Source organism: Mycolicibacterium alvei (assembly GCF_010727325.1).
GTDB classification, from domain to species: Bacteria; Actinomycetota; Actinomycetes; order Mycobacteriales; family Mycobacteriaceae; genus Mycobacterium; species Mycobacterium alvei.
Map to the genome: position 1 here is coordinate 3,686,292 of NZ_AP022565.1, position 16,431 is coordinate 3,702,722.

A 16,431-nucleotide genomic window follows, 5' to 3' on the forward strand; every position below is an offset into this window, starting at 1 on the left:
GAACGGGTATCTCCGGCTCCGCCGGCAGGGCTGGATTCGCCGGCTCCGCCGGCAGGACTGGATTCGCCGGCTCCGCCGGCAGAAGACCAGCGGAGCGCCGACGACCGCGACCTTCCCAGCCGCAACGACCGGCTGGCCGAGGCGCTGTCGCAGACTGTCGGCGGACCTGTCGGCCGGCATGCGTTGATCGGGCGGTCACGGTTCATGACGCCCCTGCGGGTGATGTTCGTGATCGCCGTGGTGTTCCTGGCGTTGGGCTATACGTCCAAGGCCGCGTGCCTGCAGACGACGGGCAGCGGGACGGCCGGCCAGCGGGTGGCCAACTGGGAGAACAACCGCGCCTATTACGAGCTGTGCTACTCCGACACGGTTCCGCTCTACACCGCAGAGTTGTTGAACCAGGGCAAGTTTCCCTACAAGTCCAGTTGGGTCGAGAACGACGCCACCGGCAAGCCGCGCATGCAGTACGACGGCAGCCCGGCGATCCGCTACATGGAGTACCCGGTGCTGACCGGGCTGTACCAGTACGCGTCGATGTCGCTGGCCAAGACCTACACCGCGCTGACGAAGCTGGTGTCGGTCCCGCTCGTGGCCGAGGTGGTGATGTTCTTCAACATCTCCGCGTTCGGTTTGGCGCTGGCCTGGTTGGCGACGATCTGGGCCACCTCGCGGATGGCGGGCCGACGGGTGTGGGACGCCGCGCTGGTGGCCGGCTCACCGATCGTGATCTTCCAGGTATTCACCAACTTCGACGCACTGGCCACCGCCACCGCTGCGGGCGCGATGCTGGCCTGGGCCCGGCGAAAACCGGTGTGGGCCGGGGCGCTGATCGGCATCGGCGTGGCCGTCAAGCTGTATCCGCTCCTGCTGTTCATTCCGTTGGTACTGCTGGGGTTACGCAGCGGACGTCTGCGTGAGGTCGGCAGGACGGCGCTGACCGCGGTGGTGACGTGGCTGGTCATCAACCTGCCGATCATGGTGCTGTTCCCGCGCGGGTGGTCAGAGTTCTTTCGGCTCAACACCCGTCGCGGCGACGACATGGACTCGCTGTACAACGTGGTGAAGTCGTTCAGTGACTGGCGGGGCTTCGATCCGGATCTGGGGTTCTGGCAGCCGCCGACGGTGCTCAACACCGTCACCGCAGTGTTGTTCGCGGCGTGCTGCATTGCGATCGGCTACATCGCACTGACGGCGCCGCAGCGGCCCCGGTTGGCGCAACTGGCATTCCTGGTGGTCGCCGCTTTCCTGCTCACCAACAAGGTGTGGAGCCCGCAGTTCTCGCTGTGGCTGGTGCCGCTGGCGGTGCTGGCCCTGCCGCATCGACGGATCCTGTTGGCGTGGATGACGATCGACGCCCTGGTGTGGGTGCCGCGCATGCTGTATCTGTACGGTGAGGCCAACAAAGGTCTGCCCGAGCAATGGTTCACCACCACTGTGTTGCTGCGCGATATCGCAGTGATCCTGTTGTGTGCGTTAATCATTCGCCAGATCTACCGCCCGGAACTGGATCTGGTCCGGCACGGCGGCCGCATCGACGACCCCACCGGCGGGGTGTTCGATCGCGCGCCCGACCATCCGCCACGTTGGCTACCGGACTGGTTGCGTCCCTCGGCGGACCCCGAGCCCGAGTTGGCCGGCTCTAGGTAGACGCAGCGGCTGAGCCTGCGGGCGTCGCGCACCGATTTCTGCGTCAGGGCTGCGAATTTCGTGATGCGCGACCCTGAGGTGGAAATCGACGGTTCAGAACGGCGACCGCGCCCGGATCCACGCGGAGGTCGACGGGAGCAAGGCGATCACGAGCGTGGCGATCGGCAGCGCCAGACTCAAGATTGCCAGCCCGCTGATGCCGTAGGACCCGTAGCGGGCTGTCATGGCGAGATTCATTCCGAGGCTGATCAGGCTGCCGAGGATGATCAGGACGCAGCCGATGACGATGAGCCGGCGGCCGATCATCCTGCGACGCAGCAGCGCCACCGTGCCGACCAGCAGCAAGAATCCGCAGGCGACGCTCAGCAGGGTCGCGAGGACGGTCAGCGTGAGCGGCCCAGGGGTTCTGAGGGCCAGAGTTCGCAAGCCTGCGTCACCGGCCAGCGCGACGAGTCCGGACAGGCCGGCGAAGCCGTTGCCGAGGGTCAACAGGGCGCCGATCCCGGCCAGGACAGCCGTGATGATCGCCGTAACCCCGCTCGGCGACACCGCCGCCTCGGGTTGCGGTGTATCCGTTGAGGATTCAACCGACGGATACTCGGGCTGTTGGTGGCCGAGCTGCTCCGGGTAACTGGGCTCGCCGGGAGAGGTCACTGCTACTCCGATCCTGGATGATTGGCGGTTCTGCACAACGACATTCGCAGATCAGCCGGTGTCGCTCAACCCGGATAGGGCGGGTAGAACTGGGGTGCAACCGGATTCGGCTTCGCGTTGATCCACGCGGTCGTCGTAGGCAGCATCGCCAGCACGAGCGTCGCGATGGGGAAGACGAGACCGAACAGATTGAAAACAGCCCCATCTGCGTAGGAGCCGTACACGTCGGCTTGCGCGGACATACCCACACCGACACTGACCAAGGTGCTCAGTATCGCCAGGGCGCACGCGCCGACCACGAGCCAGCGGCCGAGCATTTTTCGCTGGAACAGCAGCACGGCTCCGATGCCGATCATCAGGCCGAAGACGACGTTGAGCAGGACCGTGACAATGAGCAATGCGTGCGTCCCACCGGAGAGGTCGACCTCGGAGTTCGTGACGGCGAGGGCGAAGGCCCCGACCACGCCGCTGCCGAGACCGGACAGTGCGCCCAGGGCCGCGAGTACCCCGGCGATGATTCCCGTGGCGCCACTGGGTTCAGGGCTGGGCATCCCGTAGGGCTGGGGTTGGAAGCCACCCTGTGGCGGGTACCCCGGCGCCGGAAAGCCTTGTTGCTGGGGAAAGCCTGGCTGCGGTGGGTAACCGGGCTGCTGGGGGTAGCCGACCGGCGGTGGGAAGCCCGACTGCTGCGGTGGACCGGGTTGCTGTGGGAACCCTTGCCCGTACGGTCCGTTCGGATAGTTCATACATCCCCCTCGAATCCACAACCAAGCAGTTCACCCTATACGGATTTCGCAGATCAGGGCGCTTTCGGGTAGCCTGGGCCGGTTGCCGACGCAGGCGACCCTCCTGCCACGGACACGCCGTGGCCGCAACGACCATAGGAGGTGATGGGTTCCTTATGCGTCCATACGAAATCATGGTCATTCTCGACCCGACACTCGACGAGCGCACTGTAGCTCCCTCGCTGGAGACGTTCCTGAACGTCATCCGCAAGGACGGCGGCAGTGTCGACAAGGTCGATATCTGGGGCCGCCGCCGGCTGGCCTACGAGATCGCCAAGCACGCCGAGGGCATCTACGCCATCGTCGACGTCAAGGCCGAACCGGCCACCGTGTCCGAGCTCGACCGTCAGCTGAACCTGAACGAGTCGGTGCTGCGGACCAAGGTGATGCGGACCGACAAGCACTAAAGGCTCTCGGTCGTCGGCGGGCCTACGTAGGCTTCGCGCAAACGGACATGCCTATCCCAGGAGGATCTCGTGGCTGGTGACACCACCATCACAGTTGTCGGAAACCTGACCGCTGACCCGGAACTGCGTTTCACCCCGTCCGGCGCAGCTGTCGCCAACTTCACCGTTGCCTCGACGCCGCGAATGTTTGACCGGCAGAGCAACGAGTGGAAGGACGGCGAGGCGCTGTTCCTTCGGTGCAACATCTGGCGTGAGGCGGCCGAGAACGTGGCCGAGAGCCTCACCCGGGGTTCGCGGGTGATCCTCACGGGTCGGCTCAAGCAGCGTTCCTTCGAAACCCGCGAGGGCGAGAAGCGCACCGTTGTCGAGGTCGAGGTCGACGAGATCGGTCCGTCCCTGCGCTACGCCACAGCCAAGGTCAACAAGGCCAGCCGCAGTGGCGGCGGAGGCGGTGGCTTCGGCGGTGGCGGTGGCGGTAATGGCGGCGGGGCTTCGCGCCCGGCCGAGCCCAAAGACGATCCGTGGGGCAGTGCGCCCGCGTCGGGCTCCTTCAGCGGGGCCGACGACGAGCCGCCTTTCTGATCAACATCGAAAATTTTGCAAGGAAGAGATAACAATGGCCAAGTCCACAAAGCGGCGGCCGGCACCGGAAAAGCCGGTAAAGACACGCAAGTGCGTGTTCTGCTCCAAGAAGGGTAAGGGGCAGATCATCGACTACAAGGACACTGCGCTGCTGCGTACCTACATCAGCGAGCGCGGCAAGATCCGTGCCCGCCGGGTGACCGGCAACTGCGTCCAGCATCAGCGCGATGTCGCCATCGCGGTCAAGAATGCCCGCGAGGTGGCTCTGCTGCCGTTCGGCTCGTCGACGCGGTAGGGAGTAGACCAATGAAGCTGATTCTCACCGCTGAGGTGGAACACCTGGGTGTCGCAGGCGACGCCGTCGAGGTCAAGGACGGCTACGGCCGTAACTACCTGCTGCCCCGTGGGCTGGCCATCGTGGCCTCCCGCGGTGCCGAGCGCCAGGCCGACGAGATCCGCCGGGCCCGCGAGGCCAAGTCGATTCGTGGCGTCGAGCATGCCAACGAGCTCAAGACCGCGCTCGAGGGTCTGGGCGAGGTGTCGCTGCCGGTTCAGGCCGCGGCCGATACCGGCAAGCTGTTCGGTTCGGTCACCGCTGCCGATGTGGTGGCCGTGATCAAGAAGGCCGGCGGTCCGAACCTGGACAAGCGCACGGTGCAGCTGCCCAAGGCGCACATCAAGTCGGTCGGGACGCATCCGGTTACCGTCCGGCTGCACACCGGGGTGGAAGCCAAGGTGTCGCTGAACGTCACCGCGGAGTAATCCGTAGCGGAGCCGTTCCGCAAGCACTCAATCGCCCGGGTGGGAACCTGTACAGGTTTCCACCCGGGCGTTGCTGCATCTCTGGCGAACTCGTTGCGGGTAACTCTCGACAGCGAACCTAACCCGGTGTTAACCGGCGCGGTCCCGGCGCGCAACACAACACGCCCGGGACGGCAACCCGGGACGACACGCCGAGGAACTTTCCATACACAACTACTCACCGCCTCTGTGGCTCCCTGACCAGGGGAAACAATAGTTTGTCGTGAAATAGTCCACAGGTTCTCCCCAGAGGTTCAACACCGTGACCGACACCTATCCCCACACCATCCACAGGTTCATCAACAGGGGTGGTTCCGGGAGCGGCCAGCAACGTCTAGCGTGGTGCGTCGCGACTCTGTCGAGGCCTTGTCAGAGCCCTGTTCTACAGTTGCAGTACCGATTCGAATAGACGTTCGAGCGTGCCTGGCCGGCATGCCTCGGAAGGGGGTGGGGAGTCCGTGGCGGTGGTGGACGACCTGGGGCATCCAGATTCGGAGATGGACGGCCCTCCGACTGGGGAGGATTTCGGCCGGCAGCCGCCGCAGGACATGGCGGCCGAGCAGGCCGTCCTCGGCGGCATGCTGTTGAGCAAGGACGCGATCGCCGACGTGCTCGAGCGGTTGCGTCCCGGCGACTTCTACCGCCCGGCACACCAGAACGTCTACGACGCGATCCTCGATCTCTACGGCCGGGGTGAGCCTGCCGACGCGGTCACCGTGGCGGCCGAGTTGGACCGGCGCAGTCTGCTGCGCCGCATCGGCGGGGCGCCGTACCTGCACACGCTGATCTCCACCGTGCCCACTGCGGCCAATGCCGGTTTCTACGCCGGCATCGTGGCCGAGAAGGCGCTGCTGCGCCGGCTGGTGGAGGCCGGCACCCGAGTGGTCCAGTACGGCTACGCCGGGGCCGATGGCGCCGACGTCGCCGATGTGGTCGACCGGGCACAGGCCGAGATCTACGACGTGACCGAACGCCGTGCCTCGGAGGACTTCGTCGCGCTCGAAGATCTGCTGCAGCCCACCATGGACGAGATCGATGCCATCGCCTCGCAGGGCGGTATCTCGCGTGGTGTACCGACCGGGTTCACCGAATTCGACGAGATCACCAACGGACTGCACCCCGGGCAGATGATCATCATCGCGGCCCGTCCCGGTGTCGGGAAGTCCACGCTGGGACTGGATTTCATGCGGTCCTGCTCCATCAAGCACCGGATGGCCAGCGTCATCTTCTCGCTGGAAATGAGCAAGTCCGAGATCGTCATGCGACTGCTGTCGGCCGAGGCGAAAATCAAACTGGCCGATATGCGTTCGGGCCGGATGAGCGATGACGACTGGACCAAGTTGGCCCGTCGGATGAGCGAGATCAGCGAGGCGCCGCTCTACATCGACGACTCGCCGAACCTGACCATGATGGAGATCCGTGCCAAGGGGCGCCGGTTGGCCCAGAAGGCCGATCTGAAGCTGGTGGTCGTCGACTACATGCAGCTGATGAGCTCGGGCAAGAAGTATGAGTCGCGTCAGCAGGAAGTCTCGGACTTCTCCCGAAGCCTCAAGCTGATGGCCAAGGAGCTTGAAGTGCCGGTGATCGCGATCAGCCAGCTGAACCGCGGCCCCGAGCAACGCACCGACAAGCGTCCGCAGGTTTCGGACCTTCGTGAGTCGGGCTGCATGACGGCGAATACCCGGATCCTGCGTGCCGACACCGGCGCCGAGGTGACCTTCGGTGAGCTGATGGCGACCGGCGAGCGGCCGCTGGTGTGGTCGCTCGACGAGCACAAGAACATGGTCGCGCGCCCGATGACTAACGTGTTCCCGAGTGGACGCAAGGAAGTCTTCACGCTGCGCATGGCGTCCGGGCGCGAGGTGGAGGCCACCGCCAACCACCCGTTCCTGACGTTGGACGGCTGGGTTCCGTTGGGTGAGTTGGCGGTCGGCGATCGGTTGGCCACGCCGCGACGGGTACCCGAGCCGGTGCAGACCGAGCGGATGCACGACTCCGAGGTGATCATGTTGGCGCACATGATCGGTGACGGTTCATGCGTGAAGCGCCAACCGATCCGATACGCCAGCGTCGACCAGGCGAATCTGCTCGAGGTCGAGATCTCGGCGCTGCACTTCGGAGTGACGGCGGTGCGCGACGAGTACCCAGCGGCCGGCGTCACGACGCTGCGCCTGCCGGCGCCCTATCGGTTGACGCACGGCAAGCGGAATCCGATCGGGGCGTGGCTGGACAAGCTCGGGTTGTTCGGCAAGCGCAGCTACGAGAAGTTCGTTCCCAAAGAGGTTTTCGCGCTACCCAACGATCAGGTGGCGTTGTTCCTGCATCACCTGTGGGCGACGGATGGTTCGGTGCGTTGGGATGCCACGGCGGGGCAGGCGCGGATCTACTACGCCACGACGAGCCGGCAGCTCGCTGATGACGTGACCCAGTTGTTGTTGCGGGTCGGTGTGTATGCGCGGATCAAGCGTGCGAAGAAGGTGGGTTACCGCGACTGCTGGCATGTGCTCATCTACGGCGGGGACAACCAGCACCGATTCCTGGCGCACGTCGGTGTGCACGGTGAGCGCGGCGTCAAGGCACGTGAGGTGTTGGCGCATCTCGAAGGTGCCACCCGCAACCCGAATCGCGACACGGTGCCGAAGGAAGTTTGGCAGCAGGTGAAGTCAGCGTTGGTGCGCGAGGGGATGACGCACCGGCAATTCGCCGCAGCCATGGGCTCCAAGTTCTGCGGTTCGGCCATGTGGAAGCACGCGCCGAGCAGGTCGCGACTGCATCGGGCGGCCGCCGTGCTCAATGACCTCGAACTGCACCACCTGGCCCTCAACGATGTGTTCTGGGACGAGATCGTCGAGATCACCAGTATCGGTGAGCATGACGTGTACGACGGAACCGTTCCTGGAACGAGTAACTTTGTGGCACAGGGAATTACGGCTCACAATTCGCTCGAACAAGATGCGGACATGGTCCTGCTGTTGCATCGCCCCGACGCGATCGACCGGGAAGACCCGCGCGGTGGTGAAGCTGACATCATCCTCGGCAAGCACCGTAACGGCCCCACCGCGAATATCACTGTGGCACACCAGCTGCACTTCTCGCGGTTCACGAATATGGCGCGGTAGGACTTCGCGCCTGTCGAGATGCAGCGAGGATTAGCAGACTGCTGGTTGTTGTTTAACAAGGTCTGCGGTCGGTACTGCTGGCAGTGGAGTTGGGCTCGACAAGTTGTGACCTGGGGTGGATCGGTTTGTGCGGCGGAAAAGCGCTGGTGGCGTCCGCTGGTTTCGGGCTGTCAGACACGCCTCGCCTGCGCGGAATCTGTCAATCTTCTTGTTAATGTCGCGTGCATCACCTTCCCGTCGCTTCGGAGGGATACGACGTGGTGCCTTCGCGATCAGCCGCTGACGATGGCGGGCGGGCTCAGCTGACAGTGGTTGACGGCGTTCCTGACGTGAGTTGGACGATCCGGATGTCCGGGGGAGCCGAGGAGCAGTGGTCGTGGTCCGAGCGAGGGGCGCCGATCCTCGATCAGCTTGGTCCGGTACGCACGCCGAGGTCGTCGGAACATAACCGCCATATCCCGGTGACGGCGTATTCGATGACTAACGCGCGTCACCTTGAGCTGGAGTCCGGCTTGGAGCACGATTTGGTGCGAAGAGTGGACCGCGATCCGTCTGTTGCGTGGATCGTGCCGCAGCCTTTCCGCCTGGGTTGGACGGAGCCCAAGGTTGGCCAGCACACGCCGGATCTGCTGACCGTGCATGTTGACGGTCGGGTCACCGTGTGGGATGCCCGCGGCGCCGACGATCAAGGCTCTCGGTTCCGCGTTAAGGCGGCGATCACGGCGAATGAATGTGAAGCGGTGGGCTGGCGCTATCAGATCTTTGATGGTCTCGGCAGGATTGAGCGTCTAAATTTGCTGTGGTTGCACGGTTTTCGCCGCAGACCTGAGTGGTCGGATCGGTACGTGTCGCAGATTCGATTGGCTGTGGCGGGGCAGCCCGTGCCCCTCGGTGAACTGTTCCGGCTCGATGACGGGTCAGGTGGGCTGAAAACGGTCGTCTGGCATCTCATCTGGAAGGGTGCCTTGTCGGTCGATATCAGGCGCCCGCTGACCGAGCGGACAGCGGTCGGGTTGGGCAGAGAGTGGGCGCATGTCTGACGGCCGGACCCTGTTGGTCGAAGGCGCCCGAATTCTGACCGAAGGCGGGACTGCTGTTGTCGTTTCGGTGGCGTCCGCTGGCGTCACGTTCCGTGATTCGTTCGGCAATGTCGAAACGGTGGGCTGGCCCGACCTGACATATGCCCGGACTATTCAGGACGGCCAGGTGGCGGCGGTGTCCGAACCGTTGCGACCGCTGTGGGACGCGTTGGATGACCATGCCAGGACCGTGGCGCTGAATCGCCTGGAAGTTGTCCAGGAGATTCTGACTGGTTACCGCGATGGGCATCGCGAGTTGGCACGTCCGGGCGAACCGCGTTCGCCGTTCGGAGAAGGGTTCGGCGCCTCGGAATCACGTCGTTGCGACGCGATGGCGGAAGTGCTGGCCTATGAGCGGCAGTCGGACCGGGCCTTGCAGCGGCGTGTACGCGACGGCGAACTTCAGTCCGTGGCACCGAACCCGAGCACGGTAAGAAACTGGGTGCGCAATTGGAAGCGGGACGGACTGGTCGCGTTGATAGACGGCCGGCACCTTCGCGAAAGTGCCTCGTGGGACCGCATCGACGAGCGTTTTCGGGAGACGGCGAGGGAGGTGATCAATACCCTCGACGGCGACCGCTCGACGGTCTCGATCAACGAGCTCGATCGGCGCATTCGGGTCCGTCTCATCGAAGACGGACAGACCGACGTTGTGACGCCGCAGCGAGTGACCCAGGCGTTCCTGTCGATGTTGAAGGCGTCGAAGGGATCGACGACGCGTTCACAGCGAAGCCGCTCGCTGCAGAAGGCATCCGGTACCCAGCACTATCCGGCTATTCGCCCGGGCCAAGTAGTGGCCATTGACGCCACCCGGGCCGACAACCTCGTCTACGACGCACTTACCGGACGTGCGTGCAGCGTTGAGATTCTCACGGCGATCGACGTCGCGACCAGAGTGGTCCTGGCCTTGCGGGTCGTCCCCAAAAGCGCAAACGGGCTCGACGCAGGACTGTTGGTCTATGACGTGTGCCGGCCATTTTCGCTCTCGGTTAGCGGCACGTCGATCAGCGATTGGCGCTGGGTCGGCCTGCCTGAACAGCTCGACGTCTCCGACGTCGCACTAACGGTCGGCCGTCGGCGGATCGCGCCGGACTTCACGACCTTGCAGGGTGCCCATCATATTCCGTCGGTCGCGCCCGATGCCGTGCGGTGCGACCACGGCTCGATCTTTGTCTCGGAGCATTTCCGGGCAACATTGGCCGACCTTGGGATCGACTTGCTACTCAGTCGTGGGAAGAAGCCGACCGATAACCCGCACGTCGAACGGTGGCACGAAACAATTCAACGTGCCCTGCAACAGATTCCCGGATACAAGGGCCGCAATGTCTCCGAACGCGGCCGCCTGGTCGCCGACGAACCCTTGCTCACGGCCCGCGAGTTGCAGGAACACCTCCGGCGTTTCATTGCGTTGGACTACCACCGGGCGTTGCACGAGGGATTGCGACTGGGCGAGGAGGCCGAGGCCAGGTTCTGTCCGCTGGAGATGTGGGACGTCATGGTTGAGGCAACAGGACGAATCGACGTGCCACAACGAGCCGATCTGATCTACCAGTTCTTGCCGATCCGTTGGGCGACCATCAACCACGCTGGGGTTGAGCTGTCGAATATGGTCTTCGACTCCCCGCTGCTGGACCCGTACCGCGAGGTTGCGCCGGGGCACTTCCGTGCGGGGGACCGTGCGGCGCCGTTTTATGTCGACCCACATGACCTGTCCCGCATCTGGTTTCGCGACCTCAACTCCACGCTTGTCCAACCGATCGAGTGGCGAGGCGCAAACCGAACCGACGCACCGATGACGCAGATGATTGTCGACGCCGCACGTCAACGAATCCGGGACCGCGGCGGCAACACGATCCTCAAACGCGGATCGGCAACACGGCAGATTCTCGAGGAGCTGACCGAACTGACCAAGGCGCCAACGACGCGGGAGTGGAAGGCGAAATGGTCCGCGGCCGCCCGCCGGGTCGAGCAGTCCAAGGCCGACCACGACGAAGCGCAGCGCGCCATTGACGCCCCGACGGATTTGCGGACGGTCCGACAGAAGCGGTCGCCAGGGTTGTCGGACACCCGACGTCAGGCCTGGCCGAACCTCCTCGCGGACGACTGAACCGTGGACGCGAGAATCTGGCACAACTACTGCACGGCGCCCCCACCGCCAGAACCACCGCCACTGAGCGTGAAACAGTGGAACCAGCTGTCTGACGGCGAAAGAGCTCGCCACATCGAGCAATTGGCGAGTTGGCTGGGCCACCTGTACGTGCAGACACCAGAGCTCACCGGCATCACCGACGCGATGACCGCGATGGTCGGTACCAATACGCAGTCGCCGCCAGGAGCGAAAGACATCGGCCTTCTTACGGGCAAGAACACCGTCGGCAAGAGCACGCTGATGAAGAAGTGGGCGAAACGTAACTACCGCGACTGGACCAGATCGGCCGAACTCGACAGGCGCGGCAGACCGGTCTGGTATCCGACCCTGGGCACCGAGGCCGATCTCAACCCGGTGGTCTGGATCAACCTGCCTCCTGGAGCCATGATCAAAGAAGTCGATGCTGAGATCCTCGAATTCTTTGGATTGCCGGCGGAAGGCGTCCGGCGAAAACTCACCAATAGCGTTGTCCGTGCTGCCGAACAGCATCGTGTGCGCGTGCTCGTCGTCGACGACACCCAATTCCTGAAAACCAATTGGAAGGGTGGCCGTGACGTTCTCGACCACGTCAAGCACATCAACACCGAGCTCGGAGAAATCGGCGCATCCGTGATCCTGATTGGTGCCGACCTCGAAAACAGCGATCTGGTCACCGATCCCCAGATTGCCGGCCGCTTGAAAATGTTCCGATTCCCCCGCTACACCATCGACGATCTCGACGAACAACGTGTATGGCAGCAGATCCTTCGCGACATCGAGAACACGTTGTTGGCGCACCTGCCCGCCGCCGAACCCGGCGTGCTGTTCCTCAAACTGGCCGGCGAATTATGGCACCGCACACAGGGATTCCTAGGTGACCTCACCAAACTCATCAGTGGCGCAACGCTGGCAGCCACGCTCGATGGCAGCCACACCATCGAGCTCAGGCACCTCAACGCCGTCGCCCTGAGCAAGCGCGCCGAGTTGGAGCACAACGCCCAAGCGCAGTCTGCCCCGCAGCGGCGTGCCCGATGACGGCGGTATCTGAACTAATCGCCGCAAAGGCGGGTTACGCATCCAACGCAGTGGCGTGGCTGCCCGCGCGGGTCCAACCGCTGCAGGGGGAAGCTTTCACCTCCTTCTGTCGGCGTCTCGCGGATGCCAATGGTGCCAGCACCGCTGAACTATTGCGCCTGTGCAGGCAACGACATCCTGGAGCCAAAACTCCCATCGCTGCGGTTGCCGCATCGATCGGCATGCACCCCGCAAAACTGGACATGGTGACGCTGGATTCAATCGGCAAAGCAGTGCGCCGAACCCATACCGGCTGGCAGCTGAAAACCTCTGTCTGGCAATGCCAAAGATGCAGCACCGGGGGCATTGAAGATACCCTGCGCGGATCGGCAATCCAGTTTCTGTGCCTGCGCTGCAACAGCTTCCTGTCATGCGCCGACGATCTCCTCGCCGAACCGCAACCCGCTGACGACGAACTCAACCGCGTCCAACGCGAAATCCTCGACGCGATGGCAAGCAAGGACAACGAGCCGATCGGCCAACGGCTCATCCGGCTCCGGCGATGCGCAACCTCGATGGGTATGCACCTGCTACACACCGAGTTCGGTGCCCTCGACGCCGTAGGAGGCGAACCAACAGAACTCTTGGCGCGGGTCGACGACCGCTGGAAGAACTCGGCGCTGGGTCTGCCTGAGATTCCAACCCTGGTCGGGGAGACCATGCGCGCCGCGTGGGGCATCTCCGCGAGCACCCATGCAAGCTATCTCGCGGTCAGCGGCCTCGGCGACAGCCCGCTGTCCGACCACCGGCGCTGGACACCGTATACCGGATACCCCCGCCCTCGCATACGGGCATACACGCAGGCCAGTGATCGTCGACCAACATCCATCATGGCGTCAGGCACACGTATCCGCCAGCTAGTCATCGAGGGACACCTGCAGCCCGAGCACGTACCGATAGAGGTCCGCTACGCAACTGATCCGCTGTTACTCGACGAGGACGTGTGGAGCTGGCGCCGACACGTCTGCGCCCAACTGCGGCGATGGATTATCAACCTGACGATCGCCGACGATATCCGCGTGAGCTACCGGCGCGGCGAGCCCATTTCGTATGCGGTGAGAAAACGCCAGCGCGAGCTGGAGGCCCCCGATGAGTGGGTATTCCCGGACGTTACGGCCAGTGGTGCTGCCCAGGTCCTGTCCGAGATGGTGCAACTCGCAGAGAACCTCGCTGTGTTGACGCCAGCCGAAACGGCTGACCCCCGAGTCCAACTCAGTGGATCAACGCTATGGGACTTGGCGCCGAACGCCGCGCTCTATGCCTCGGCAGACGTTGATGTTGCCAGGCACTGGATATGGCTCGACGAGGTGGTGGGCCAGGACGCCTTTGGGTACCTGCCTGAGTGTCCGCCGTCGGTGATTGCTTCGTTCGATCGAGCCTTGAGGCCCGAGGAAAGACTTGCGCTGCGGCAATACCGTTGCGAGCAGAACACTCTTATGGAAGCTGAAGCAGCGCCGATCCACCGGCCACAGAACCTCGATCGGTGGCCTCCCCATAGCGCATAACATCGGGCTGCTGCCTACCCGTCTGGAACTCGGCAACGACGAGGCACTAGACAGTTATCTCGAACGACTTGCCGTCGGCAACGGTCTTGATGCCGCACAAATGCTGCGGCTCATCACCACGCCATCAGACGAGCGCAGCCCATCTGGAGCCTTCATGATGATCAGACCGGATCCGTCGATGGTGAACCGAATCAGCCAGCTCGGCGGAATCGCCCACGGCCACATCGAGAGCGCAACTCTCATTAGATATTCCGACGGCCTCCCTATCCACTTGGATGGCTTTGACCCGCTCATCCGCGACAGCTTCCGCAACGTGGTGGCCCAAGGCTGGTTCCCCCAAACTGGCACCCAGGTGTGTCCACATTGCTTGGAGCAGAGTGGTCAATGGCACCTGCACTGGCGACTCCCATTGGTGACCATGTGTTCCGTGCATAACACGATGCTGGTAGCCCGGTGCGACGGATGCGGCGAGAGATTCCGCGTTCGCCGGTACTCGCCTCTACGACCGAACCTCGGCCCGCACCAGTCATGTGGCAATCAACTCGGCCTACGCCAGCACTGTGACCACTCGGTGCTGGACCATTCGACCGAGGACGCCGAGCCTGACCTCAGGCAGGCAACCGCTGTTGTCGCACGCGCACTTCTAGGCGGTTCGATTGACATGCTTGGGCAGCGAACGGATGCGAGAACATACCTCGCCGAACTGAGGCACATCGCGACGCTGCTCCTGCACCTCGCGACGCGCCCAACTGCAACTGCGGTAGTGCCTTGGGCCCATGAACTTCAAGCCGAAGCGACCTCCCGAAGGTCGGAGTTGCGTGGACCGCGGTGGGGGATCAGCCCGCCCAATAGTGCCCGAATCCGCGGTGCCGCCCTTGGCGCTGCTCACGAAATCCTGATGCGCGCCGACCTTGCAGAGGCCGCGGCCGCACTGTCGCCGTGGCTGGTGCTGATAGCCGATGTCCCCAATGGGCCGCACAGCTGGGCTATGAACAGGACGGTTCGAACCCCAACGACACAAGCGCTAATAGGGGCCGCATCCCAACGACACCGCATCAGCAGGCGAATCAACAAGACGGCCACGGCCACTATGGACGAGACGCGCCTACCCTTGTCGGCGATACCGCAGACGATCGATCCCGATACCTACAGCGCACATTTCGCCGGCATGCTCGGCGGCTACGAGTCGACAGGGCGACTGTACGTGTCACTGTGCATCGTCAGATCGGTTGCAGGATTAAGCAATTGGTCAGAAGCTGCCGAATCCCTCGGCCTAGAGGCGGATTTGGGACGACGGACCGCGCGGGCGGCAAGCGCCAGAATGCGGGTCCCTCCAGCGGTGTTCGAGGCCGCCGTCCACGCCACTAGACGGTCAATGTCTCGTGTCACGGACTTCCGCCGACGAGAAGCCGCCGTGTGCGACCTGGCCGCGAACCACGAATTATGGTTCTACCATTGGTGCAGCTCGGTGACGCCGAGACGTCGAGCCGTTACCCTGCCCCACGCCATTACATGGATGTGGTGCACTGTCGCGCAGGGCCTCGTGGAGACAAGCCCAGTGTGGAAAGGCGAACTCCCAAGCCGACATTGGAAGGCGGCCCACCGTGTATTCAGCGACTCGTTGCCCGCCACCGCCGGGCAGCAACTCCGAACCATGGCCGTACGGGGTGTCGCTTCCGATTGAAGACTGGCCCGCTGATGCCGGAACGACCGAGCTGTTGATCGGTGGCTGTCGTGGTGGGCTAACGGCCGCGGGACCCGGCCGTGCCACGTGCCGCAGAGTTTGAACCCGAAATTTGTGGTCGTATTCGGTCTGGCCGCGCATGCTCTCAATCACGTGAAAGTTGCCTTGCAAGTTCGCAACGAGACACCAGGAGTAGCGACGTCATGCGGCCGGATCGCGTTTGAGCACGCATTAACAGCTCAGTGGATGATGCTCACTGAATACGGAGAGCGTGAATTGCTGGCCAGACTCAGTCGAAGCGATTACATCCGATTGAACGAGATGGTCAGCGCGTTACGCGAAATCGGCTCAATGGATGATATTTTCGCCGCGAGCCATGGTTTATCGGACGAGCAGCTACAGCAGCTCGCCGAGATTACGCAGCACCCAAGATCGGGTGGACCTCCGAAGATGCGCGAAATGTGTGGACGCTTTGCCGGAGGCCCCGCGAAAACGCTGTTCTACGATATGCAGCGCGAGTACTCTGGAGCGGTGCATCCGTCAAATGCATTGATACTTAGCCATTTACGCCATGACGGAACAACGGCGAAAGGAGTCGACTGGGCAGGCGCTCAAACGGCCGTAGGCGATTGGGGACCGGCTTTGGCGATGGCATCTGCGTGGGCACTCTACGTCGTGGAAGTGTGTCGTGCCGGCCAACCGAGGATCGTATCGCCGCTAGCGGTGAGGGCTAGGTAACGTGCGGCAGCGCTGTGCAATTGACCGATACCAATCACGTGGTCCATTGCATACCTATCCGCGTCAGGCCGTCCAGCTCGTTGAGCTTTGCGCCGTTGGGCGTTCGGCTGCTAGCAGTCGCCAATGGTGAGTCGATTAGCGGCGTCCACCACCAATCGGTGAGGGTCGCCCAGAAACGGCCATTGCCATCAACAACCAGCTCAAGGCCGTCGTCCACAAGTGTGTCGG

At 63.5% G+C, this 16,431-nt stretch carries 14 protein-coding genes; 12 read left to right on the top strand and 2 right to left on the bottom strand.

Annotated elements, in window-relative coordinates; all coding sequences use genetic code 11:
• The first annotated feature begins 30 nt into the window (after window positions 1–30).
• Entirely contained in the window at window positions 31–1,647 is a 1,617-nt protein-coding gene (locus tag G6N44_RS17550; RefSeq protein ID WP_163670080.1) for a glycosyltransferase family 87 protein, read from the top strand.
• A gap of 93 nt (window positions 1,648–1,740) precedes the next feature.
• Here the strand turns inward: G6N44_RS17550 and G6N44_RS17555 are convergent, their stop codons facing one another.
• Complete coding sequence (locus tag G6N44_RS17555) at window positions 1,741–2,301, bottom strand: hypothetical protein (protein ID WP_163666078.1); 561 nt, start codon at window positions 2,299–2,301, stop codon at window positions 1,741–1,743.
• A gap of 65 nt (window positions 2,302–2,366) precedes the next feature.
• A complete protein-coding gene (locus tag G6N44_RS17560) occupies window positions 2,367–3,047 on the bottom strand; it encodes a hypothetical protein (RefSeq protein ID WP_163666080.1) in 681 nt (226 codons plus the stop codon).
• Between the two features lie 155 nt (window positions 3,048–3,202).
• On the opposite strand from G6N44_RS17560, the gene rpsF reads away from it, so the two are divergent.
• The 11 genes from rpsF to G6N44_RS17615 all read left to right on the top strand — a co-directional run bounded on the left by rpsF (window position 3,203) and on the right by G6N44_RS17615 (window position 16,203).
• Window positions 3,203–3,493: a 30S ribosomal protein S6 gene (rpsF, locus tag G6N44_RS17565; RefSeq protein WP_003931678.1), complete on the top strand. Its 291-nt coding sequence runs from the start codon at window positions 3,203–3,205 to the stop codon at window positions 3,491–3,493.
• 69 nt (window positions 3,494–3,562) lie between these two features.
• Complete coding sequence (locus G6N44_RS17570; protein ID WP_163666082.1) at window positions 3,563–4,075, top strand: single-stranded DNA-binding protein; 513 nt, start codon at window positions 3,563–3,565, stop codon at window positions 4,073–4,075.
• A 34-nt stretch (window positions 4,076–4,109) separates the two neighbouring features.
• Window positions 4,110–4,370, top strand: coding sequence for a 30S ribosomal protein S18 (gene rpsR / locus G6N44_RS17575; protein ID WP_029109238.1), 261 nt, complete (start codon window positions 4,110–4,112; stop codon window positions 4,368–4,370).
• Window positions 4,371–4,381: 11 nt separating this feature from the next.
• On the top strand, window positions 4,382–4,837 hold the full coding sequence (rplI, locus tag G6N44_RS17580) for a 50S ribosomal protein L9 (protein ID WP_163666084.1): 456 nt from the start codon (window positions 4,382–4,384) through the stop codon (window positions 4,835–4,837).
• Between the two features lie 497 nt (window positions 4,838–5,334).
• Window positions 5,335–7,995, top strand: a complete 2,661-nt coding sequence (locus G6N44_RS17585; RefSeq protein WP_163666086.1) for a replicative DNA helicase — start codon at window positions 5,335–5,337, stop codon at window positions 7,993–7,995.
• A 329-nt stretch (window positions 7,996–8,324) separates the two neighbouring features.
• Window positions 8,325–9,035 carry a TnsA-like heteromeric transposase endonuclease subunit gene (locus G6N44_RS17590; protein WP_235682760.1) on the top strand — a complete coding sequence of 237 codons (711 nt, stop codon included), beginning with the start codon at window positions 8,325–8,327 and terminating at the stop codon, window positions 9,033–9,035.
• On the top strand, window positions 9,028–11,181 hold the full coding sequence (locus G6N44_RS17595) for a DDE-type integrase/transposase/recombinase (RefSeq protein ID WP_163666088.1): 2,154 nt from the start codon (window positions 9,028–9,030) through the stop codon (window positions 11,179–11,181). Before G6N44_RS17590 ends, G6N44_RS17595 begins: the two co-directional genes overlap by 8 nt.
• Window positions 11,182–11,250: 69 nt before the next feature.
• Entirely contained in the window at window positions 11,251–12,237 is a 987-nt protein-coding gene (locus tag G6N44_RS17600; RefSeq protein WP_235682761.1) for a TniB family NTP-binding protein, read from the top strand.
• A complete protein-coding gene (locus tag G6N44_RS17605; protein ID WP_163666091.1) occupies window positions 12,234–13,781 on the top strand; it encodes a hypothetical protein in 1,548 nt (515 codons plus the stop codon). Before G6N44_RS17600 ends, G6N44_RS17605 begins: the two co-directional genes overlap by 4 nt.
• Window positions 13,675–15,465, top strand: a complete 1,791-nt coding sequence (locus G6N44_RS17610; RefSeq protein WP_235682762.1) for a TniQ family protein — start codon at window positions 13,675–13,677, stop codon at window positions 15,463–15,465. Before G6N44_RS17605 ends, G6N44_RS17610 begins: the two co-directional genes overlap by 107 nt.
• 87 nt (window positions 15,466–15,552) lie before the next feature.
• The gene (locus tag G6N44_RS17615; protein ID WP_163666093.1) at window positions 15,553–16,203 is read left to right on the top strand and encodes a hypothetical protein; all 651 of its coding nucleotides are present in this window, start codon (window positions 15,553–15,555) and stop codon (window positions 16,201–16,203) included.
• The last annotated feature ends 228 nt before the right edge of the window (window positions 16,204–16,431 follow it).